20 protein-coding genes are annotated in these 22300 nt (G+C 40.2%); 19 read left to right on the top strand and 1 reads right to left on the bottom strand.

Going from position 1 to position 22300, the window contains the following annotated elements; genetic code table 11:
- Positions 1-49: 49 nt before the first annotated feature.
- From OZX68_05375 to gyrB, 14 genes are all read left to right on the top strand, one after another.
- A complete protein-coding gene (locus OZX68_05375; GenBank protein WEV60355.1) occupies positions 50-3175 on the top strand; it encodes a DEAD/DEAH box helicase in 3126 nt (1041 codons plus the stop codon).
- Positions 3176-3224: 49 nt separating this feature from the next.
- Positions 3225-3890 carry a hypothetical protein gene (locus tag OZX68_05370; protein ID WEV60354.1) on the top strand — a complete coding sequence of 222 codons (666 nt, stop codon included), beginning with the start codon at positions 3225-3227 and terminating at the stop codon, positions 3888-3890.
- 97 nt (positions 3891-3987) lie between these two features.
- Positions 3988-5319 carry a UDP-N-acetylmuramate--L-alanine ligase gene (murC, locus tag OZX68_05365; GenBank protein ID WEV60353.1) on the top strand — a complete coding sequence of 444 codons (1332 nt, stop codon included), beginning with the start codon at positions 3988-3990 and terminating at the stop codon, positions 5317-5319.
- A 115-nt stretch (positions 5320-5434) separates the two neighbouring features.
- Positions 5435-6124: a cell wall-active antibiotics response protein LiaF gene (gene liaF, locus OZX68_05360; protein ID WEV60352.1), complete on the top strand. Its 690-nt coding sequence runs from the start codon at positions 5435-5437 to the stop codon at positions 6122-6124.
- Positions 6121-7107, top strand: a complete 987-nt coding sequence (locus tag OZX68_05355) for a sensor histidine kinase (GenBank protein WEV60351.1) — start codon at positions 6121-6123, stop codon at positions 7105-7107. The genes liaF and OZX68_05355 overlap by 4 nt, the downstream gene beginning before the upstream one ends.
- A complete protein-coding gene (locus tag OZX68_05350; protein WEV60350.1) occupies positions 7082-7711 on the top strand; it encodes a response regulator transcription factor in 630 nt (209 codons plus the stop codon). The genes OZX68_05355 and OZX68_05350 overlap by 26 nt, the downstream gene beginning before the upstream one ends.
- Positions 7712-7790: 79 nt before the next feature.
- On the top strand, positions 7791-8591 hold the full coding sequence (locus tag OZX68_05345) for a Cof-type HAD-IIB family hydrolase (GenBank protein WEV60349.1): 801 nt from the start codon (positions 7791-7793) through the stop codon (positions 8589-8591).
- A gap of 12 nt (positions 8592-8603) precedes the next feature.
- Positions 8604-9245: a peptidylprolyl isomerase gene (locus OZX68_05340; GenBank protein WEV60348.1), complete on the top strand. Its 642-nt coding sequence runs from the start codon at positions 8604-8606 to the stop codon at positions 9243-9245.
- On the top strand, positions 9212-9622 hold the full coding sequence (locus OZX68_05335) for a CvfD/Ygs/GSP13 family RNA-binding post-transcriptional regulator (GenBank protein ID WEV61383.1): 411 nt from the start codon (positions 9212-9214) through the stop codon (positions 9620-9622). Before OZX68_05340 ends, OZX68_05335 begins: the two co-directional genes overlap by 34 nt.
- Positions 9623-9640: 18 nt before the next feature.
- Positions 9641-10237, top strand: coding sequence for a TVP38/TMEM64 family protein (locus tag OZX68_05330; protein WEV60347.1), 597 nt, complete (start codon positions 9641-9643; stop codon positions 10235-10237).
- 79 nt (positions 10238-10316) lie between these two features.
- Positions 10317-11552, top strand: a complete 1236-nt coding sequence (locus OZX68_05325) for an FtsW/RodA/SpoVE family cell cycle protein (GenBank protein WEV60346.1) — start codon at positions 10317-10319, stop codon at positions 11550-11552.
- A gap of 150 nt (positions 11553-11702) precedes the next feature.
- Positions 11703-12011 (top strand): PTS sugar transporter subunit IIB, encoded by a 309-nt coding sequence (locus OZX68_05320; protein WEV60345.1) that lies wholly within the window; start codon positions 11703-11705, stop codon positions 12009-12011.
- 65 nt (positions 12012-12076) lie between these two features.
- Positions 12077-12670, top strand: a complete 594-nt coding sequence (locus tag OZX68_05315) for an HAD-IA family hydrolase (GenBank protein WEV60344.1) — start codon at positions 12077-12079, stop codon at positions 12668-12670.
- Positions 12671-12781: 111 nt separating this feature from the next.
- Positions 12782-14731 carry a DNA topoisomerase (ATP-hydrolyzing) subunit B gene (gyrB, locus tag OZX68_05310; GenBank protein WEV60343.1) on the top strand — a complete coding sequence of 650 codons (1950 nt, stop codon included), beginning with the start codon at positions 12782-12784 and terminating at the stop codon, positions 14729-14731.
- A gap of 40 nt (positions 14732-14771) precedes the next feature.
- On the opposite strand, the gene OZX68_05305 is transcribed toward gyrB, so the two are convergent.
- The gene (locus tag OZX68_05305; protein WEV60342.1) at positions 14772-16946 is read right to left on the bottom strand and encodes an LTA synthase family protein; all 2175 of its coding nucleotides are present in this window, start codon (positions 16944-16946) and stop codon (positions 14772-14774) included.
- Positions 16947-17248: 302 nt separating this feature from the next.
- On the opposite strand from OZX68_05305, the gene OZX68_05300 reads away from it, so the two are divergent.
- From OZX68_05300 to aroC, 5 genes are all read left to right on the top strand, one after another.
- Positions 17249-18406 carry a class I SAM-dependent rRNA methyltransferase gene (locus tag OZX68_05300; GenBank protein ID WEV60341.1) on the top strand — a complete coding sequence of 386 codons (1158 nt, stop codon included), beginning with the start codon at positions 17249-17251 and terminating at the stop codon, positions 18404-18406.
- Positions 18403-19083 (top strand): type I 3-dehydroquinate dehydratase, encoded by a 681-nt coding sequence (aroD, locus tag OZX68_05295; GenBank protein ID WEV60340.1) that lies wholly within the window; start codon positions 18403-18405, stop codon positions 19081-19083. The genes OZX68_05300 and aroD overlap by 4 nt, the downstream gene beginning before the upstream one ends.
- Before the next feature lie 5 nt (positions 19084-19088).
- Positions 19089-19961 carry a shikimate dehydrogenase gene (aroE, locus tag OZX68_05290; protein WEV60339.1) on the top strand — a complete coding sequence of 291 codons (873 nt, stop codon included), beginning with the start codon at positions 19089-19091 and terminating at the stop codon, positions 19959-19961.
- Complete coding sequence (gene aroB, locus OZX68_05285; GenBank protein WEV60338.1) at positions 19945-21012, top strand: 3-dehydroquinate synthase; 1068 nt, start codon at positions 19945-19947, stop codon at positions 21010-21012. The genes aroE and aroB overlap by 17 nt, the downstream gene beginning before the upstream one ends.
- A 121-nt stretch (positions 21013-21133) precedes the next feature.
- A complete protein-coding gene (gene aroC, locus OZX68_05280) occupies positions 21134-22300 on the top strand; it encodes a chorismate synthase (protein WEV60337.1) in 1167 nt (388 codons plus the stop codon).

Raw genomic sequence — 22300 nt, 5'->3', positions numbered from 1 at the left:
ATGGTATAATATCCACAATTAAAACGGGGTTTTTCAAAGGGTGTATAACATGAGTAGAATGATGCCTGCTTATATTAGAGCAGAAGGAATAGAATTATACGAAAATCATAAGGTGACTGATGTCAACCTGGGTGACATGGTTTTGTCGGCCAATGTTGACGGAGAGCTTGTAAGCTATGATTTGGACGGGGAGAATGACTTTTGTAGCTGCCAGGTTTTTGCCAGCAAAAAATACTGCCAGCACATAGCTGCCATTGAGGAGTATCTAAAACAAGATCAAAAGTCAAATAGCTCCAACCAAATTTTAGAAATAGCAGAGAGGACTCAAAAGTTCAATCAGGAACTTAGTTTTGGTTCTAATTTCTTGAAGGAAATCAATGAAATTGATGACGACTATGAGGATAGTCTAAGTCTTGGAGTTGAAATATTTGATACAGCATCCTCTGGCCATCTCTTCCACCATGGGGACAATCTGGCTTTGACCATCAAAATTAGGGCAGCCAAGGCTAGTAGGTCTTATATCGTCAAAGATATTCCGCATTTTTTAGGCATCATTGAAAAAAATGAACTTTATCAATTAGGCAAGGACTATTTGGTAAGGCTTAATATCAGTAATTTTGATGAAAATTCGCAGAATTTTATCCGCCTACTCATTAAGCTTTTGCCAGGAGAAGTCCTGGTTGAAAATGAAACCTACCAAAAAAACGGTCGCTTTCTAGTTATCCCCCTAAGTAGCCTTGAGCCCATTCTTGAAGAAGCCTACCTTTTGGATGATTTTAAGTTGACCATAGGCTCTCGAGATCTTACCTTTTTCTCCTTCCTTGACCTTGATTCAGAGGCAGGACTTTTCACCTTTAAGGTTGAGCCCCAAGATGATAACATAAGCCTTAAATTATTCAGGAAGGCTTTTAAGGAATTTTACGCGGGAAAAATTATTAATTTTGAAAATTATTTCTATCTTTTAAGTATCGAGCAGGCCAAACTTCTTGAGCGGATCAATAAAATAATTGATGAAGATGTGAAGATGAATCTTGAGCCCAAGATGATTTTTGACTACAAGGAGAAGGATCAACTTTCCATGGCCCTTGAACGCCTTGAAACTATCGGACAAGTCGAGGCTAATAAATCATTTAGGATTCATAAGTTTAAGCCGATTTTCTACTTTGATTTGTCAACCAGGCTTGATTTATCCATCGTCTTTGACTATGGTGACTTTGAGGTAACAAGCCTTAAGGAGCTTGAAGAACTTGATTTTTCAAGGGACCTTTTGATGGAGAAGAAGATTTTTACCTGTATGACAAGCCTTGGCTTTCCAAGAGGCTTTAAGTCATCTCAAATTCGACCCCTTAATGATAAATTATATGAATTTTTCACCAAGGTAATTCCTGAATTTGAGCTTTTAGGAGAGGTTGTTTTATCACCAAGTCTTAAAAACCTTCGGGTTGAGGCTAGCGATGATTTAGAGATATCAACCAGCGGAAATCTGCTTGATATCAAATTTGATTTTTCAGATATTGACGATAGTGAGCTTGAGAAGGTCATTAAAAGGCTTAGGAATAATGAAGACCACTATGTGACCGACTCTGGAAAGATTCTCCTCTTTAATAAAAAGAATTTCAAACCTATTAGGGAGGTTCTAAGTGAGCTTGGGGATTCTGTTGCGACCAAGGATGGCAAATTAACCCTTCCAGTTTACCGCACCTTCCAGATAGCTAGGATTTTTGAGGGAGTCAAGTCAGTAAGATATTCCCAGGAATTTAAGAATCTTTACAAGGATTTAACCCATCCAGAGGAGTTTCCCTTCAGCCAGCCTGAGGAAATTAAGGCAGATCTTAGACATTATCAGGTTGATGGTGTTAAGTGGATGAAGATGCTGACCAGTCACCATATGGGAGGGATTCTTGCTGATGATATGGGGCTTGGGAAAACCTTGCAGTCGATTACCTTTTTGGTATCTAGCATGAAAGATTGTGACAAGTCCCTGATTGTAGCACCGTCAAGTCTTATTTACAACTGGGAGAGCGAATTTAAGAAGTTTGCCCCCCAGATGAATCTTGTAGTGGTTGAGGGCAGTAAAAAGTTACGGGAGCAGATAATATCTGATGACCACCAGATTTATGTTACAAGTTACGGCTCATTCTTAAAAGACTTGGATGCCTACCAGGAAAGGGAGCTTAACTTCCTTTTGATGGACGAGGCTCAGACTGTTAAGAATGCCCAAAGTAAGACCAACAAGGCCCTTGCCCAGTTGAAGGTCGACACGGTCTTTGCCATTAGTGGTACCCCCATTGAAAATCGACTTGATGAGATGTGGGCCCTCTTCAACATTGTCATGCCTGGCCTATTTGGTGACAAGAAGAAATTCATTAAGACCCCTTCTGAAAGCATTGCCCGGATTATAAAACCTTTTATTATGAGGCGGAAAAAAGATGAGGTTCTTAAGGAATTACCTGAAAAGCTTGAAATTGTTCACTACAGTGAATTAACTGAAGAGCAGAAGGTAATTTACTTGGCCCAGCTGCAAACCATGCAGGATAAGATTAAATCGATGGACAAGGGTGAGTTTAACCGGAATAAGATTGAAATTTTATCGGGAATTACACGCCTCAGACAGATTTGTGATACCCCAGCCCTCTTTATGCCTGATTATGAAGGAAGTAGTGGAAAACTTGAGCTCTTGACCAATCTTTTGGAGCAAATCAAGGAAAATGGCCACAGACCTTTAATCTTTTCACAGTTTACTAAGATGTTTGACTACATTGAAGAAGGCATGAAAAAAGTGGGGCTTTCAAGCTACAAGCTGACAGGTGCAACCCCTGCAAAAGATCGCCTTCACATGGTTGAAGCCTTTAATGCAGGCAGCCGAGATGCCTTCTTGATCTCCCTTAAGGCAGGAGGAACAGGCCTTAATCTAACAAGTGCCGATGTTGTAATCTTAGTCGATTTATGGTGGAATCCATCAGTTGAGGAGCAGGCCATCTCGCGTGCTCATAGAATGGGACAAAAGCGAACTGTTGAAGTTATAAGATTGGTCACAAGAGGCACAATTGAAGAAAAAATTCAAGAAATCCAAAGTAAGAAGCAGGATTTGATAACAACCGTCCTTGATGGAGGCGTTTCAAATCGCAATATCACAGAAGATGAGATTATGGAGATTCTTGGTTTACAGCTTTAAATAAGGTCTATTTTAAGCTATAATGAAAGGATAGAGAAGGAATAATGGTATGAAAGAGAAAATAAATAAGGTTCAATTTCCCTGTATTCCAGATGGAATCCATTTAGAAGTTGATGACAGAGTCTTATATACAAATGACGAACTTTTAACCAAAAGAAATGTTAGGAGGGCTGAGCTTGAGCTTTTAGAAACCGCCCCCTTTCCCAGGCCAGATAAAAAAAGTCCTTATGAGAAGGCTGGTGTTTTTACCCAGGTTCCGCAAAAGGAGCAGGCCAAAAAAGGAGAAGTAAAGCTTCCGACTACAAAGCCTCGGAAGAAGACCTACCGGGCCCCAGAAAGGCCCAAGGGCTATGTTTATCCAACTGAGCGGATGTCAAATCTTGGAAATTCAAACTTTAACCAGCGTCCTCTTGGAGGAAATAAGGTCACGGGATCAAGCAAGGCTTGGACCCAGCTGCCCTTACCTGTCACGGTGGAGGTCAAAGACCATCAGGAGGGAAAGTTTGAGCGACCTGAGGCCATAAGTTCACGAATTTTATCATCAAATGTTTCTCCCAACAAACATACCAAAAGTCCTAGAAATTTTGATGCCTTAGCCAAGGAATCGCGTGAAATACAAGAGGAAAAGAAGCAAAAATCATCCGAGAGTAAGAATCTTGGCAGTGATTACTTTGAAAGAAAAAGAAATACTCTTTTTGAAAGAGGAAGTTATTAAATAGGTCATTAAAAGCAATTATTATAAAATTATTATCACTGACCATGAGATAACGACAAAAATGACAAGCAAAAGTATTAAGTAAGAAGGAAAAAAGATGTCGAAAACATATCACTTTATTGGAATTAAGGGTGCAGGTATGAGTGCACTTGCATTATTATTGAATCAACTAGGAGAAAGTGTCCAAGGAAGCGATAGCACTGATTATTACTTCACCCAACGTGGGCTAGAATTAGCTGATATAAAGATTCTACCCTTTGATGAAGAAAATATTACAGTTGATACTGAACTTATCGCAGGAAATGCCTTTCATGCTAGTAATAATGTCGAAGTTGCCTATGCTGAGAAAAATGGCTTTAAATACAAGAGGTATCATGAATTTCTAGGAGAATTTATGAGACGCTTCACAAGTATCGGTGTAGCTGGAGCCCATGGTAAAACTAGCACAACTGGCCTTTTGTCGCACGTTTTAAAGAATATAAGTGATGCCAGTTATTTAATTGGTGATGGGACAGGCTACGGGAATGCTTCTAGCGAGTATTTTGTCTTTGAAAGTGATGAGTATGAACGTCATTTCATGCCTTACCATCCTGAGTACTCAATTATTACCAATGTAGACTTTGACCATCCAGACTACTTTACAGGTGTTGAGGATGTTTACTCTGCCTTTGAGGACTATGCCAATCAGGTAACAAAAGGTGTCTTTGCCTATGGTGAAGATGAATACCTAAGAAGACTTAAGACTAAGGCACCTCTTTATTTCTATGGTTTTGAGGAAAATGATGACTACTTGGCTAAGAATGTAAAAAGGGCGACTGATGGTTCAACCTTTGATGCCTACTTCAGGGGAGAATTTCTTGGAACCTTTGAGGTACCAACCTACGGTAAGCACAATATCTTAAATGCCTTAGCAGTAGTTGCTGTCTGCCATGATCTAGGACTTGATCTTGAAGAGGTCAAAAAGGACATGAAGACCTTTACAGGGGTTAAACGCAGATTTACAGAAAAGATGGTCAATGAGCACATAATTATTGATGATTTTGCCCACCATCCAACCGAGATTGAAGCGACAATTGATGCAGCCCGTCAAAAATATCCAGATCGTGAGATTGTTGCTGTCTTCCAGCCCCACACTTTTACAAGAACCATCGCCTTGATTGATGATTTTGCTAAGAGCTTAAATCTGGCTGATTCAGTCTATCTGGCTGAGATTTACGGAAGTGCTAGGGAGGCTGACCACGGAGATGTTAAGGTGGCAGACCTTGCTGCAAAGATTGACAAGCCAGCTCAAGTTATCTCAGTTGATAATGTTTCACCCCTCCTTAATCATGAAAATGCCGTTTATGTTTTCATGGGAGCAGGGGACATTCAAAAGTATGAATATGCCTTTGAAAAATTATTGGGTCAATTGACCAATAATGTCCAGTAGTTGAGGGCTCGCTTTACTAGCGGGCTTTTTTTAAAAGTAAAATTCTTCCCGGCAACAGCTAAATATCGGCCGGGAGCCTTAGGAAAAGGGAAAGTATTTTTGGTAGAATGATTGTATGAAGACCAGATTATTTATAATTTTAGAACTAATATTTTTAATTGCTAGCTTGGTAACCTTGATTGGGGAGCCCATTTTTGCTGCCTGCCTAATTTTGACTGTCGTAATCGGGATGCTGTTATCAAAATTTGACTGGTTTATTTTCAAATTAATCCTGACAGTACTAGGTCTTGTCATGGCTATTTTTGTCTTTGAAAACTTCTTCTTTTGGTTGGCCCTTATCCTGGCTGTAATTGCCATTGTTTACTTTGTAAGGCTGCCTAAGAAGCAACAAAATTTTGATATGATTGAAACCTACTATGATGAGTGGGATGACCGCGTTTTTATCAAGGAAAATTTGGATTTTTCAAGAATTTCAGGACAAGAGTTGTACCGCTTTGATGATATAAATATTATTAAGGTTATTAGCGATGATGTTATCGATCTTGAGCAGACAAATTTTAGGCAGGATGAAAATATAATCATGTTGAGAAAATTCATTGGTGATACCAAGATAATTGTTCCTAAGGGAATGGCTGTCTCAGTTGACTATGCCTCTTTAAGAGGAGGCGTCAACCTATTTGGAGAAAGGTCCAATCTGAGCAAGGAGCGAATTAAATATTATTCAGATGATTTCACTGAAAATCCCCGCCGCCTTAAGATTTATGTTGATACTTTTATGGGTGATTTGACGGTGGTTTGCCTATGATAAAACAGTCGATTTTTAAGACCTTTCTTTATGGCTTTTTGGCGAGCTTAATTTCAATTTTAGTTGTTATCTATACTCTGGCTGTAAGTTCAAGAGGTTTTTATCAGGTTCTTATGAGTCACTGGCGAGCTTCATGGATTATTTTTTCCGTAAGTGCCCTCCTAAGTTTAGCCTTCACTGTTCTTACTTATTTGAGTCAAAGGCGGCTTATTCGTCAGTTTAATTGGGCGACAAATCTTTCCTTAAAGGGTGATTTGACCAACAATCAGGACCTTAATAAGCTTGTCCTAAGGATTAGAAATCTTACCCAACAGCTCCAAGAAGCAAGCAGGGAAGATACTGTAAGGCAGGTTGATATTGTAACAGAAGAACGTAAGCGTATTTCACGGGAACTCCATGATTCAGTTAGCCAGCAGCTTTTTGCGGCAACCATGATTTTGTCAGGGGTAGTCAGCAATAAGAATTTGGACACGGAGCAGATGACCACCCAGGCCAGGCTTGTCCTTAAAATTCTTCATGAGGCTCAAAATGAAATGCGGGCCCTCCTCCTTCATTTAAGGCCAGTTGAGCTTAACGGGAAGTCCTTAATTGACGGTATTACAAGTCTTGTTGATGAGCTTCAGGCCAAAATATCTGGAAAAATAAGCTGGGTTTATGACACCAATATTAAGCTTTCAAAAACTGTTGAGGATAATATTTTTAGAATCATGCAGGAGCTTTTAAGTAACGCCTTAAGGCACTCTAAGGCTCAAAATATTGATATTTCACTGCTTGCAAGTGGAAGGTCAGTTATTTTAAGGGTTGAGGATGATGGAGTTGGTTTTGATACCAAGGAAACAAAGACGGCAAGTTACGGCCTAAAAAATATAAGAGAGAGATCAGTCCTTCTTGGAGGAGATGTAAAAATTGTTAGTGCACCCAATCAAGGCACAAGCATAGAAATAAGGATTCCACAAAATGAGCATAAAAGTAGTGATAGTTGATGACCATGAGATGGTCAGGCTTGGACTTTCAAGTTTTTTAAATATTCAAGAGGACATCGAGGTGGTGGCAGAAGCTTCTGATGGCAATATCGGTGTTGAATACGCCAAAAAATATAATCCAGATGTTATCCTAATGGATCTTGTCATGAATCAGATGGATGGGATTGAAGCCAGTCAGACCATCCTAGCAGAAAACCCCCAGGCAAAAATTTTGATTTTAACCAGTTTCTTGGATGATGAAAAAGTCTTTCCAGCCCTTGCGGCTGGAGCCAAGGGTTATATCTTAAAAACTTCTCAGGCTGATGAGATAGCTGAGGCCATCAGGAAAATATATTCTGGCGAGGATGTTTTAAGTGACAGTGTCCGCCAAAAAATTTATGAAAAAAATCACCGGGCCCCTGAACTTTATGATGATCTGACAGCAAGGGAACTTGAGGTACTTCGTGAGCTTAGTAAGGGACTTAGCAATCAGGAGATTGCGGACAGTCTCTTCATCAGCCTAAAGACAGTTAAAACTCATGTTTCAAATATCTTAGCAAAACTTGAGGTTGATGATAGGACACAAGCTGTAATTTATGCCCTCCAGCATGGTCTAGCTGGCTAGATTCTTTATTTTATTTGGCTTTTTTTCTATAATTAAAGCATGAAAGTAGTTTTTATTATATAGGAAAAGGTGGATACTTATGGAAGACTTATTGAAGCGGGCTCAGGATATAAAGATAATTTTCTTTGATATTGATGATACCTTAAGGGTTAAAGATAGTGGATTTATTCCACCATCAATCAAGGAAGTATTTTTCCGCTTGCGAGAAAAAGGTATTTTAACAGGAATCGCAACGGGCCGAAATTTTTCAGGTGTAGTGCCAGAAATTCGTGCCCTCAAACCAGATTTTTTTGTTACAATTAATGGTAGTCATGCTCAAGATAAAGATCAGAAGCTTATCTATAAAAATCCTCTTTCAAGGGAGTTGATTGAAGATATTATCGCTTGGGCCAAGGGTGAACGGATTGACTATGCCTTTGTTGCAAGTAATCAAGTTGTTATTAATAAATGGGGTGATTTGGCCAAGGAGGCAATTACGCCAATTTATGGTAAAATTAACGAGGATGAAAATTACTACGAGGAAGACGACATCTATCAAATGCTGACCATTACGGAGCGTGATGTAGACGACAGCCTACCTGATAAACTTAAGGATCAGATTCGCCTGGTTAGGTGGCATGAATATAGCAGTGACGTCGTCCCTTATCTTGGGAGTAAGGCCTTGGGAGTTTCTAAGGTTCTTGAAAGCTTAGGCCTTACGAGGGAAAATCTGTTAGTTTTTGGTGATGGCCTGAATGACCGAGAAATTTTTGATTATGCTGGAATTTCTGTGGCCATGGAAGTATCCCATCCAGACCTTAAAAAAAGGGCCAGCTTGGTGACTGAGACTGTTGAAGCTGATGGCATCAAAAAGGCCCTTGAGCAATTAAAAATTATTTAAGAAGGAAGTAAAATGACAAATACAAATTATCCACAGGTTGACATCCAAAATGCACCTGGACAAATCGCAATTATTAAAACAAATCATGGTGACATGAAGGTCAAATTATTTACAGACCTTGCACCCAAAACAGTTAAAAACTTCGTTGAACTAGCAAAAGAAGGCTATTATGATGGAATCATCTTCCACCGTATTATTTCAGATTTTATGATTCAAGGTGGTGACCCAACTGGTACTGGTATGGGTGGTGAAAGCATCTACGGGACAAAATTTGAGGATGAATTCTCAAACAAGGTCTTTAACATCCGCGGTGCCCTTTCAATGGCTAATGCTGGTCCTAATACTAACGGTAGTCAATTCTTCATCGTTCAAAATGAACACATGGCTTATTCTAAAGATGTTCTTGTTAATGGTGGCTGGCCTGAGGAAATCGCTGAACTTTACACTGGCGGAGGAACTCCTCATCTGGATGGCCGTCACACAGTTTTTGGTCACCTCTATGATGAAGCTTCTTACAAGACCCTTGATAAGATTGCAAAAGTTCCTACAGGCTTCCAAGACAAGCCAGTTGATGATGTTGTCATCACTAAAATTGAAATCGTTAATGATTCAGACGGCAAATTCATCGACAGCTCAAAAGTAAAAAAAAACTAAAGATAGGTGACATTGTTGATGCGACCATTACTGGTGTTCAGACCTACGGAGCCTTTGTAAAGTTTGCAAATAACTGCCACGGGCTAATCCATATTTCGGAGATTAAATCTGGTTATACAAAAAATATCATGGATACCGTAAGTTTGGGCCAGGAGGTTGAGGCTCAAATCATTGATATTGATGAGTACACTGGGAAAATAAGTCTCTCCCTTCGCACCATGGAAGACAAACCCCAGCTGCACCACAATAAAAAAAAGAGACGCTATAAGCAAAAGTATAATCAACCCGGCTTTACGAGCCTTGCCAATCAACTGGACAAGTGGGTTGAGGAAAATACAGAATACTTAAAGGGGCAGGGTAAGGTCAATAATCAATAAAAGCATTTGGAGGATAGTTTGAAAAGTATAGAGTACAGGCAACATCTTGTTAAGGTGATTTCAATCTTAGCTATTTTGGGCTCCCTCGTTTTGGGGTATTATTTGTACCGACTGGGAATATTTAACGATGATAATATCATTAAATCAACAGCTGCTGAGCATCCATTTTTAGGGGCCTTGTTGATAATTGGCCTACAAATTATCCAAGTGGTGGTATCATTTCTCCCTTCAGGTATCCTGTGTGCTTCTGCCGTCCTCATTTATGGTCCCATCCAAGGTTTTTTATACAATTACTTGGGCATTGTTATTGGAAGTATCATTTTATTTTATCTGGGACGGGAGTTTGGTAAGCCCTTTGTTCAGACCTTTGTGCCAGATAAAACCTACAATAAGTATTTATCAAAGGTTGATCAGGGAAGGAAATTCGATTGGTTTTTCTTCTGGGCAATCTTTGCTCCCCTGGCACCTGATGATGTCCTAGTCTTAGTTGCCAGCCAAACAAGGATGTCCTATAAATTTTTTATCCGCTCAATCCTGATTGGTAAGATATTTGGTGTGGGTATCTATAGTTACGTTTGGACCTCAGGTCTTGAGTGGCTACAAAAATTGTTTTAAAAGACTAAGGTAAAAGGCAGATTGCCTTTTTCTTTGTGGCCAAAATAGTGTATAATATTTTAAGTTGAAAGGATTATTCATGAAAAATAATAAAAAATCTTGGGATTTGCGAATTGATTACGCCCTAATACTACCAGTCCTTCTTCTTTTAATTATAGGACTTGGCTCAATCTATATAGCCATAAGTCACGACCATCCAAGCCAGGCCATAAGGCTTGTTAGCCAGCAGGGTATCTGGGCCCTCCTTGGCGTCTTGGTCGCAGTGGTGGTCATGCACTTTAATTCCAAGTACCTGTGGAAGATGACCCCCTTATTTTATATCCTAGGGATTATTTTGATGATTCTTCCCCTTGTTTTCTATGACAACCAAATAGTTGCGAGCACCGGGGCAAAGAACTGGGTATCCTACCACGGAAAGACCTACTTCCAACCATCGGAGTTGATGAAAATATCCTATATTTTGATGATGGCAAGGGTTGTGACTAGCATGCAGTCAAGGCTTGATTTGGACAATATAAAGGATTCCTTCAATCTGATTTTTAGGCTTTTTCTAGTGACCCTACCGGTCATTATCCTCTTGAAGCTCCAAAATGACTTTGGGACCCTCTTGGTCTTTCTGGCTATTTATGCAGGTGTTATTTTTGTTTCAGGTATTCCCTGGAAAATTATTGTACCTGTGGCCCTTACGGTGATTTTACTGGGTGGTGGTATCCTTTATTTGACAACAGTTGATTGGGGCCGAAGCTTCCTGATGTCCATCGGTTTTGAAAAATATCAACTCCAAAGGATTGATGCCTGGTTCCATCCCTTTGAAAGTGCCCAAAGTATAACCTACCAACAGGCCCAGGGACAGATATCAATTGGTATCGGTGGCCTTCTTGGTTACGGCTTTAATGTGGCAACCATCCCCGTTCCTGTACGGGAAAGTGACATGATTTTTACGGTAATTGCTGAAAATTTTGGTTTTGTTGGGGGGACTCTTTTGATTCTTCTCTACTTTTTCCTTATTTACCAAATGCTTCGGGCAACTTACAAGTCAAATAACCAGTTTTATACCTATATTTCAACGGGAATTATTATGATGATTCTCTTTCACGTTTTTGAAAATATCGGGGCAACAATTGGAGTCTTACCCCTTACAGGAATCCCCCTTCCCTTTATATCACAAGGTGGATCAAGTTTAATTAGTAATTTAATCGGTGTGGGACTAGTCATGTCCATGACCTTTAATCAAACTGATGAAAGTATAGATATTCCCGTAGAAGCTGATGCTAGCGGGAAGAAGATATATCGTAGAAGTAGGATAAGCAAGTAGCTTGTCCTCTTTTTATAAGTCTTTTTCAAGCCTTATTATAAAAAAATAAGTGATTTTTATAGATAAATATTTGATAATCTTTTATCAAAGTGGTAGATTATAGGTAAAGCTTATTAAATATTTCCCAGGGGAAATAAGGAGGAAAAAGAAATGTCTACGATTGTTAATTTATTTTGTTCAGCGGGGATGAGTACATCAATGTTTGCTAAAAAAATGCAAGATGAGGCCAACACACGTGGTCTTGACTATAAGGTTACAGCTTATGGACTTGCTGAGGTTGATGATAGGGGACAAGAAGCTGATGTCATCATGATTGGCCCGCAAGCTCGCTACATTCTTGATGATGTTGCTAAAAAATTCCCAGAAATTCCAGTCAAGGATATTCCTATGCAAATGTACGGTTTAATGCAAGGTGACAAGGGTCTTGACTTTGCCATTGAGCTTTTAGAAGCTAAATAAGTTGATAAAAAAGATTTTAAGGAAATATCCCTTCCTTAAAATCTTTTTTGTGATATAATGAGCACATGAAATATGATGATTATATATGGGATTTGGGCGGAACGCTTTTAGATAACTATGAAACATCAGCTCAAGCATTCGAAAGAACCTTAAAAAAATTTGGAATAAGTGTAAGTCATCAGGAAATTTATGATGCCTTAAGAAAATCAACTGATTATGCAGTGGACAAATTTGCAGGCTCTGTTCCTGGATTTTTGGCAAGCTACAAGGAAGAAGAGCGACTTTCCCTTGAAAAGCCTGTTCTTTTTGATGGTGCAAGCCAGGTGCTAGCAGCCATTAAGGCAGCTGGCGGCAAGAATTTTATGATTAGTCACCGGAATAATCATGTTTTGGATATTTTAAAGGCGGCCGGTATAGATAAATTTTTTACGGAAGTGGTTACCAGTGACAATGGATTTCCAAGAAAACCAGATCCCAAGTCAATTCTCTATCTGGTTGATAAGTATGAGATGACAAGGCCTGTAATGATTGGCGACCGGAAGTTAGACATTGAGGCGGGTAAGAATGCGTCAGTCCCAACCATTTTCTTTTCTTCTGACCAAGAAGACACGGACGCAAGCTATAATGTTAAAAATTTAAAGGAAATCCTTTCCCTGTGAAGGATTTCTTTTTTCTTGCTTGATAGCCAGTTCATGGAAAACCAGAGCCAAGAAAAAATTTCAATAATATGGTATAATGGGACTAATAAAGTGAACACAGGAGTAAGTAAATTGGCTGATGAAATCAAAGATTTAAAAGCAAAAGCACAGGAATATGATGCTAGCCAAATACAGGTTTTGGAAGGTCTTGAAGCAGTTAGGATGCGTCCAGGCATGTATATTGGATCAACCAGTAAGGAAGGTCTCCATCATTTAGTTTGGGAGATTGTAGATAATTCAATTGATGAGGCTCTTGCAGGTTTTGCAAGTCACATTGAGGTTATAATTGAAGAGGATAACTCCATCACAGTTATTGATGATGGGCGTGGTATCCCAGTTGATATCCAGGAAAAAACAGGACGTCCGGCTGTTGAAACAGTCTTTACGGTCCTTCATGCTGGAGGGAAATTTGGCGGAGGCGGCTATAAGGTTTCAGGCGGTCTCCACGGAGTAGGGTCAAGTGTTGTTAATGCCCTTTCAACCCAGCTTGATGTTACAGTCCATAAAAATGGACAGAAATACTATCAGGAATACCACCGAGGAGTTGTAGGCGATGATTTAAGGATTATCGGTCAAACAGACCTTCAAGGGACAACAGTCCACTTCACTCCTGATGCTGAGATTTTTAAGGAAACAACTGAATTTGACTTCAATAAGTTGGCAACCAGGGTACGTGAGCTGGCCTTCTTGAATCGTGGACTTAGGATTTCGATTGAAGACAAAAGGAATAAGGATGGGAAGATTTTAAGCTACCACTATGAAGGTGGAATCCAGTCCTATGTATCCTTCATCGATGAGAAGAAGACAGTTCTTTTTGACCCACCAATCTACACTGAAGGGGAGATGGAGAATATTTCAGTTGAAGTTGCTATGCAGTATACCAGCGACTACAGCTCAACTGTTTTAAGCTTTGCCAACAATATCAATACCCATGAGGGTGGAACACATGAGCAGGGCTTTAGAACAGCACTGACCCGGGTTGTGAATGATTATGGGCGTAAGAACAAGCTGCTTAAGGATAATGAAGACAATCTGACAGGAGATGATATCAGAGAAGGTCTTACGGCTGTAATTTCAGTTAAGCATCCCAACCCACAGTTTGAGGGACAAACCAAGACAAAGCTTGGTAATAGTGAGGTTTCAAGAATTGTAAACCGCCTCTTTTCTGAGGCCTTGGAGCGTTTTCTCCTGGAAAATCCACAGGTTGCTAGAAAGATTGTTGACAAGGGAATCCTTGCTTCTAAGGCTAGAATAGCTGCCAAAAGAGCTCGTGAAGTGACCCGCAAGAAGTCAGGCCTTGAAATATCAAATCTACCAGGGAAACTTGCTGACTGTTCTTCAAATGATCCCAAACAGACTGAGTTATTCATTGTCGAAGGGGACTCAGCCGGAGGTTCTGCTAAATCAGGACGAAACCGAGAATTCCAGGCCATTTTACCCATTCGTGGTAAGATTTTGAATGTGGAAAAGGCTACGATGGATAAAATTTTAGCCAATGAGGAGATTCGCTCCCTCTTTACGGCCATGGGAACTGGCTTTGGCGGGGACTTTGATGTTGAGAAGGCCCGCTATCAAAAGTTAGTCATCATGACTGATGCTGACGTTGACGGAGCCCACATTAGGACCCTTCTTTTAACTCTTTTCTACCGTTACATGCGTCCGATAGTTGAGGCTGGCTATGTCTACATTGCCCAACCTCCAATCTACGGGGTTAAGTCTGGTAAGACCATCAACTACATCCAACCAGGTGAAAACCAGGAAATTGAGCTCCAAAAGATGATTGAAGAGATGTCAAATGGCCGTACCAAGCCAGTTGTTCAAAGGTATAAGGGACTTGGAGAGATGGATGACCATCAATTGTGGGAAACAACCATGGATCCAGAGCATAGGACCATGGCCCGTGTGACCGTTGAAGATGCTGCGGAAGCTGATATGATTTTTGACATGCTGATGGGGGACCGAGTTGAACCCCGCCGTGATTTCATTGAAGCTAATGCTAAATACAGTACCATTGATATTTAAAACAGGATACAAATAAAAAACCTAGAATATTCTAGGTTTTTTATTTGCCCTCAACTGGGGCTGTTTCTTGATTTTGGCTGCTCTCACTACCTGATGTAGCTTGATTTACATTAAGTTCTGGGTGAAGTTCCTTATAACTATAGTTTTTAAAGAGTTCAACAGTCGAAGTATTATTATTTTTACTAAAGATACTTGTTGACTGACTTCCCAGCTTGTCCTCGATTTCAAGCTCTTTCTTGTAACCGTGGTTGTAGGCATAATCATCAGGGTCAACGGCCTTTAGATTATCCTTGTCATAAAATCTTAAAAGGTCCCCTCGAGTTAGTTTGTCGCTAATGGACAATTGTTCACTGGCCTTACTTGCATAGCTGTCAATCAGATTTTTAGTCTCAGGGGTCGGGTTTGTAATCTCCTCTCCTGTGTCAGTCTTATAAATCCGGTCATTATAAACGCTGTAGTCACGAGCAACAAAATTCCCATTGTCCCTGAAGGCTACAAGATTTTCATGATCCGGACTCAGTAGATCTTGACCTAGCTGGAGGTACTTACTTGTATCAATTCCAAGAAGGTGGAGCATGGTAGGAAGATTGTCGACTTCGCCACCAAAGGTGTGGTTGATATAGCCCTTGTCTTGTCCAGGTAGGACAATCATGTAAGGAACCCTTTGAAGCATGGCATTGTCATAAGATGACCAGGTTTCTTTTTTCTTACCAAGGAGGGCTGCAAGGTCAGGGTTTCTTGAATTTGATATTCCGTAGTGGTCTCCGTAAAGAACAATCATTGAATTTTCATAAACACCTGTGGCCTTTAAATAATCAAAGAATTCCTTAACAGCTTGATCTAGGTAGTTGGCTGTAGCAAAATATCCATTGATGGTATCATCTTCTGTCTTAGCAAGTGGGAAGCCCTCATCCTCGTTTTTAAACTGTGAGTAAGGATAGTGGTTACTTACGGTGATGAATTTTGTATAAAAAGGCTGTTGGAGGTGCTCCAGATACTGAATGGACTGGCTAAAGAAGTACTTGTCGTGAAGACCGTACTGGAAGGAGTTGTCTTTGGTTACATCAAAGTAGCTTTGATCAAAGAAGTAGTCGTAGCCTAAATGCTTGTAGGTCTCATTACGATTCCAGAAGGTTCCAGCATTTCCGTGAAAAACGGCACTAGTGTAGCCTGCTGTCTGACCAAGGATGGCAGGAGCTGCTTGGAAGGTATTCTTGCCTCCATTTTGGACGAAGAGAGACCCTTGGGTTAGACCAAAGAAGGAATTTTCCATGAGGGTTTCGGCATCTGACGTTTTACCTGCCTTTACTTGATGGAAGAAATTATCAAAGGCAAAGGTTTCCTTGCCGTGGAAGAGGGAGTTTAAAAAGGGAGTAACCTCGTGCTCAACACCCGCCTCATCCTTTAGCTTGTAGTCAATTAAAAATTGCTGGAAGCTTTCTAGGTGGATATAGATAACATTGCGTCCCTTGGCTAAGCCGTAGTAGTCGGGATTGGGACTAGCATAGTGTTTATTAACGTATTCTTCAACGGAATTCAAATCTTCTGGGGTGGCCACATTCCTGATTTGATTAATCTTATAGGTATTGATGGCGTCATAGGTAATGAATGGTTGAAGACCCAGATACCTAACAATATAGGTATTTGAAAATCCCCTGGTTAGAAGTTCTGGTCGATCAATTTCCGCTAGGGCTAAGTTCATTGAAAAAAGAAGGATTGAGAAAATAGAAATGGCCACACTTGCTTTTTTCTTGATGGGACGGGGGTCACTTTTTATAAATTTTGTTTTACATAAAAAGGCCAGGATGGGAAAGTCGATAATATAGAGTAAATCCCAAGGGCGAAATAGATTAACAGCTGACTGACCAAGTCCTGCAGACACCTTGCTTGACCCCTTGATGGTATTTAAGGTGATGAAATCCGAAAATTCCCTGAAGTATACAGAATTAGAGAAGAGCCAAAGGGATAGGGCTATGAAGATTATCCACTCCAGGCTATAAAAAACTTTTGAATTCTTAAAATATAGGGGAATGGCCAAAAGAAAGAGGGCCGTTGGTAGGGGATTAAAGATAGCCAAAAGTGTTTGGTAGGAATTTTCAAGGTCAAGGTCAAAATCAACAAAGTATGCAAACATTGATTTTAGCCACAATAAAATAACTAGTAAAAGAACAAAACCAAGACGCGTTCCGATAATGTTTCTTATTTTTTTCAACAAAATTAACACCTGAATTCTATAAAATATTTCTGTCATGAACATTTATGTCTCAAGGACACAGTCACCCCTTATTTTACTATTTACCTTCACAAAAAGCAAAGTAAATTACGGATGCGACCTACATATTAGTCCTGTATCCATAAAGTTTCCTTAAAATTTTCTTAAAAAATCGAGGAGGTAGGTGCTTTTTTGGCTAGGCCCAGACTAGTTGATTATTAAGGAAGCTCGCTGATTTTTATGTTATAATGTTAACTAATTAAAGCAAAAAGAAGCTTTTTGGAGTTGAGGAGTGAACTTTTTATATGATAGATTTACAAATAAGTAAAAAATTTAATCAAAAGATTAAATCCGGTGTGGAGCTGATTGATGAGCGTGATCTTGGTCATCAACCAGCTGATGGCTATGCTAGTTTAAGTTTTGACGGAAAATTTACGGCCTTGGCCTATTTTTCTCCCCAAAATAAGGGGATTGGGTGGATTGTAAGTAGGACAGAAAAAGATATGTCCCTAGACCTGCTTAAGGAAAATTTTATAAGGGCTAAGGACAGGAGAAGTCACTATTTTAGGGACAATTTAACCACAGCCTTTCGCCTTTTTAATCAAGATGGTGACCATCTTGGTGGTCTAACCATTGACCTCTATGATGATTTTGCACTTTTCTCTTGGTACAATCCCTTTATCTACAGTCAAAAGGAGATTATTGTTAAGGCCTTTAGGCAAGTATTTCCAGAACTTGCAGGAGCCTATGAAAAGTTAAGATTTAAGCCAGCAAACTTTGAATCGGCCCATCTTTACGGGGAGAAGAAAGAGGATAAATTTACCATCCTTGAAAATGGCGTTAGCTATTCGGTCTTTTTGAACGATGGTCTTATGACAGGGATTTTCTTGGACCAACATGAGGTGAGAAATCAGCTGGTTGAAGGATTTGCTGCAGGGCTTGATGTTTTAAATACCTTTAGTTATACGGCAGCCTTTTCAGTAGCAGCAGCAGCTGGTGGAGCAAGGTCAACTGTTAGTGTGGACTTGGCCAAAAGAAGTATTGAACTATCGAAAGATAATTTTTTGGCCAATGGTTTTAGCCTGGAGGACAACAAGTTTGTTGTCATGGACATTTTTGAATATTTCAAATATGCTAAGAGACATGACCTAAAATTTGACTTGATTATTTTAGATCCGCCAAGTTTTGCAAGGAATAAAAAGCAGGTATTTTCAGTAGCCAAGGACTATCACAAGCTGATTTCTGAGTCTCTAGCCCTTTTAAATAAGGGTGGAAAGATTATTGCAAGCACCAATGCTCAAAATCTGACCCCTAAAAAATTTGAGGAACAGTTGCAGCTTGGTTTTGGGAACAAACCCTTTAAAATTCTTGAAAGGATGTCCCTACCAGCTGATTTTGCCATCAACCAGCATGATAAATTCAGTGACTATTTGAAAGTTTATTTATTAGAGGTAGCCAAATGACAGAGATAGTTGTATCCATTAACCCAAGAAATATCCAAGATATTAACTCCATCCAGGTAAAAAGTCTTACAGGAGCTGACGTGATTGAGTGGAGGGCTGACTACTTGAGTAGCCAGGAGGAGATATTTGAGCTGGCACCCATTATTTTTGAAAAATTTAGTGGCCTAAATATCCTCTTTACCCTAAGGACCATCCACGAAGGGGGACTGATGAATGTTTCCAGTGAGGAATACATAGACATCTTAAGGAAAATCATGGCCTATTCGCCAAGCTTTATTGATATTGAATATTTTTCTTATCCAGAAGCCCTAAGTGCCCTTTCTGACTATAAGGATCAGATTGTCCTAAGCTGCCATGACTTCGTTAAAATTCCCCGTGATTTAGCAAGCATGCTTGATAAAATGCTTGCAGAAGACTGTTATTTAAGTAAGTTTGCTGGCATGCCTACCTCTAAAAAAGATGTCCTTGATTTGATGAGTCTGACAGAAGAATTGACCAGAAATCGTCCCAGCAAGAGACTTGCGACCATTGCCATGGGTGACCTTGGGAAACTTTCAAGGGTTTCAGGTTATCTAACTGGTAGTGCTTGGACCTTTGTTAACCTTGGTAAGGAGACAGCTCCAGGACAAATTCCCTTGAATGATGCCAGAAAAATGCTTGATATCTTAGGTAGGTAGATGAGATGGAAATAAATGGTTATACAAGACTTGCGGCAGTTGTCGCAAAGCCTATAAAACACAGTAATTCTCCCTTTATCCACAATAGGGCCTTTGAAGAAACTTGCGTCAATGGGGTCTATGTGGCCTTTGAGATAGAAGAAGATGAGCTTGCTGGCCTTATTTCAAATATTAAGACCTTAAATATGTACGGGGTTAACCTGTCCATGCCCTACAAAAAAGCAGCCCTCAGTCATGTTGATGAACTGAGTCCGGTAGCCTCCTTGATTGGTGCCATAAATACCATTGTCTTAAGGGAAGATGGGAGCTTCTATGGTCACAGCACTGATGGGATTGGCTTTTTCAAAAGCCTGGGTGACTATCAGGTTAAAAATCAGGAAATAACTGTTTTAGGTGGTGGAGGAGCAGGGCTTGCCATAATTGCTGAAGCCTGCCTTCAGGGTGCCCAAAAAATTAATGTTTTCAATAGGAAATCACAAAATTTTCTTCCCTTGAAGGAAAAATTAGACCAAATCGCCCAAAGAAGCGACTGTCAAATTGTTCTAGGGGATTTGGCTGATCAAGCTAATTTGCAAGGGTCCATTAGTAACTCAAGTCTTTTAGTCAATACAACAAGTATTGGCATGAAGGATAAGACCTTGCCCCTTTCTGAAAAAATAAAGCTGGCTTCTAACATACTTGTGGCTGATATTATCTATGAACCGGCTGAAACAGCCTTTCTTGCCTGGGCGAAAAAGCAGGGTGTAAGAACTGTAAATGGTCTAGGTATGCTTGTTTATCAGGCAGCTGAAAGTTTTGAACTGTGGACAAATCAAGTGATGCCTAGTGAACTTATAAGAGAAGAACTGGAGAAAAAAATTTATGAAATTACAAGTTAATTTAAAGACCCATCCCTATGAAATCCTGATTGAAAGAGGGTCATTTGACAGTCTAGGAAAGTGGGTTAAAAGCCTTTGGCAACCACAAAAAATAGTCATTATCACTGATAATAATGTCGGTGACCTGTACGCTGAAAAGGCCAAATTACTTTTAGAAGAAGCAGGGTTTGAGACGGAAGTTTTCTGTTTTCTGCAAGGAGAAGCCAGCAAGAATCTTACTACAGTAAGCCTTGCCTATGATTTTCTAGCAGACTTTGGGATGACCCGCTCAGATGGAATTATTGCCCTAGGTGGTGGAGTTGTTGGTGACTTGGCAGGTTTTGTAGCCTCTTCTTACATGAGGGGGATTCACTTTTTGCAGGTTCCAACAACCCTTTTAGCCCAGGTTGATAGCTCTGTTGGGGGCAAAACGGGGGTTAATACCAAGAAGGCCAAAAATTTAGTTGGAGCCTTTGCCCAGCCTGATGGGGTTTTAATTGATCCCAATCTTTTAAAAAGCTTGGATGATCGAAGAATCAGAGAGGGAATTGCAGAGATTGTAAAGGCAGCTCTGATAGCCGATGAAGACCTTTGGCAAAAACTTCTTGCTATGACCGATGAACATGACCTTTTGAACAACCATGCAGAGGAAGTGATTCTTGCAGCTTGTGAGGTTAAAAGGGCAGCTGTAATTGAAGATGAATTTGATAACGGCCAACGCCTGACCCTAAACTTTGGCCATACTATCGGTCATGCCATTGAAGCAACGTCAGGCTACGGGGTTGTGACCCACGGGGAGGGCGTGGCCCTTGGTATGAGCCAGATGAGTAAGGTTGCTGAAGAAAAGGGACTTATGGCTCAAGGAATCACCCAAAAGATTACCGACATGCTTGAAAAATTCAACCTTCCTACCAGTAAGGATGATTGGAATGAAGAAGTTTTATATGAAGCCTTGACCCTTGATAAAAAGGCACGTGGTAGCAAGATTAAGACCATCATTGTGCCAGAGATTGGCCAAGCTAAAATCAACGTCATTGATCTTAGCCAGATGAAGGATTACCTAAAGAAATAAAAGATTAAATGGACAGGCTTGTAAAAGGATAAATTTATTTTCTATCCTTTTACTTTTACTAGAAAATACAGGCGTGAGTATTTTTTACAGGCCACAAAAAATAAATAAAGCGGAGGAAGACATGAGATATTTTACGGCGGGTGAATCCCACGGACCAGAACTTACAGCAATTATTGAAGGACTGCCAGCAGGGCTTAGCCTGACTGATGAGGACATCAATGTTGAATTAAAGAAAAGACAGGGCGGCTATGGTCGTGGTGGTCGGATGAAGATTGAAAGCGATAAGGTACGCTTTACGAGTGGCCTTCGTCATGGTAAAACCTTGGGAAGTCCTCTGACGATGGTGGTTGAAAACAAGGACTTTAAAAATTGGACTGAGATTATGGCTTCCTATGAGGTTGATGATAAGATTAAGAGACAAAGAAGGCTTACTAAGCCAAGACCCGGGCATGCAGACCTTGTAGGTGGTATGAAGTACAAGTTTGATGACTTGAGAAATGTCCTTGAAAGATCAAGTGCCAGGGAGACAACTATGAGGGTGGCTATTGGGGCGGTAGCCAAGAAGCTTCTTGCTGAGCTTGGGATAAATATCGCCTCTCACGTGGTAAACTTCGGGGGTATTGAGGTTGACCTACCAGAGGTGCTTACGGTAGCTGATATTAAAAGGGAGACTGAAAAATCCGAGGTTAGGATTGTAAACCCTGCTCATGAGGCTGAGATTAAGGCCTATATTGATGAGATTAAAAAGAATGGGGATACCATTGGCGGAGTCATTGAGGTTAGGGCAGAGAATTTACCAGCAGGTCTTGGCTCATACGTCCAGTGGGACAGAAAGCTTGATGGAAAAATCGCTCAGGCTGTTCTTTCAATCAATGCCTTCAAAGGTGTTGAATTTGGCCTAGGTTTTGAAAGTGGTAAAAGGCCTGGTAGCCAGGTTATGGATGAGATAGTCTGGTCCAAAGAAGCGGGCTATTCTCGTTCTTCTAATAAGCTTGGTGGCTTTGAAGGCGGGATGACCAATGGTGAGGACATCATTGTTAGAGGGGTGATGAAGCCTATTCCTACCCTTTATAAGCCTTTGATGAGTGTTGATATGGAAACACATGAGCCTTACAAGGCCCAGGTAGAAAGAAGTGACCCAACGGCTCTTCCAGCAGCGGGTCTTGTCATGGAAAATGTTGTAGCGACAGTGCTTGCAGGAGAAATTTTAGATAAATTCACTAGTGATAACTTTTCTGACTTAAGGGCAAGTTTTGAGGCCTATAAGGCAGATCTAAAGGACTTTTAA

This window comes from Streptococcaceae bacterium ESL0729 (genome assembly GCA_029391995.1).
In the GTDB taxonomy this organism is placed as follows: Bacteria; Bacillota; Bacilli; order Lactobacillales; family Streptococcaceae; genus Floricoccus.
This window is presented reverse-complemented; position numbering and strand designations above follow the sequence as displayed.

Bases quoted from the DNA above. Each gene is read 5' to 3' on its own strand.
- OZX68_05375 (WEV60355.1), top strand. From the start codon at position 50: ATGAGTAGAATGATGCCTGCTTATATTAGAGCAGAAGGAATAGAATTA.
- OZX68_05370 (WEV60354.1), top strand. From the start codon at position 3,225: ATGAAAGAGAAAATAAATAAGGTTCAATTTCCCTGTATTCCAGATGGA.
- murC (WEV60353.1), top strand. From the start codon at position 3,988: ATGTCGAAAACATATCACTTTATTGGAATTAAGGGTGCAGGTATGAGT.
- liaF (WEV60352.1), top strand. From the start codon at position 5,435: ATGAAGACCAGATTATTTATAATTTTAGAACTAATATTTTTAATTGCT.
- OZX68_05355 (WEV60351.1), top strand. From the start codon at position 6,121: ATGATAAAACAGTCGATTTTTAAGACCTTTCTTTATGGCTTTTTGGCG.
- OZX68_05350 (WEV60350.1), top strand. From the start codon at position 7,082: ATGAGCATAAAAGTAGTGATAGTTGATGACCATGAGATGGTCAGGCTT.
- OZX68_05345 (WEV60349.1), top strand. From the start codon at position 7,791: ATGGAAGACTTATTGAAGCGGGCTCAGGATATAAAGATAATTTTCTTT.
- OZX68_05340 (WEV60348.1), top strand. From the start codon at position 8,604: ATGACAAATACAAATTATCCACAGGTTGACATCCAAAATGCACCTGGA.
- OZX68_05325 (WEV60346.1), top strand. From the start codon at position 10,317: ATGAAAAATAATAAAAAATCTTGGGATTTGCGAATTGATTACGCCCTA.
- OZX68_05320 (WEV60345.1), top strand. From the start codon at position 11,703: ATGTCTACGATTGTTAATTTATTTTGTTCAGCGGGGATGAGTACATCA.
- OZX68_05315 (WEV60344.1), top strand. From the start codon at position 12,077: ATGAAATATGATGATTATATATGGGATTTGGGCGGAACGCTTTTAGAT.
- OZX68_05300 (WEV60341.1), top strand. From the start codon at position 17,249: ATGATAGATTTACAAATAAGTAAAAAATTTAATCAAAAGATTAAATCC.
- aroD (WEV60340.1), top strand. From the start codon at position 18,403: ATGACAGAGATAGTTGTATCCATTAACCCAAGAAATATCCAAGATATT.
- aroE (WEV60339.1), top strand. From the start codon at position 19,089: ATGGAAATAAATGGTTATACAAGACTTGCGGCAGTTGTCGCAAAGCCT.
- aroB (WEV60338.1), top strand. From the start codon at position 19,945: ATGAAATTACAAGTTAATTTAAAGACCCATCCCTATGAAATCCTGATT.
- aroC (WEV60337.1), top strand. From the start codon at position 21,134: ATGAGATATTTTACGGCGGGTGAATCCCACGGACCAGAACTTACAGCA.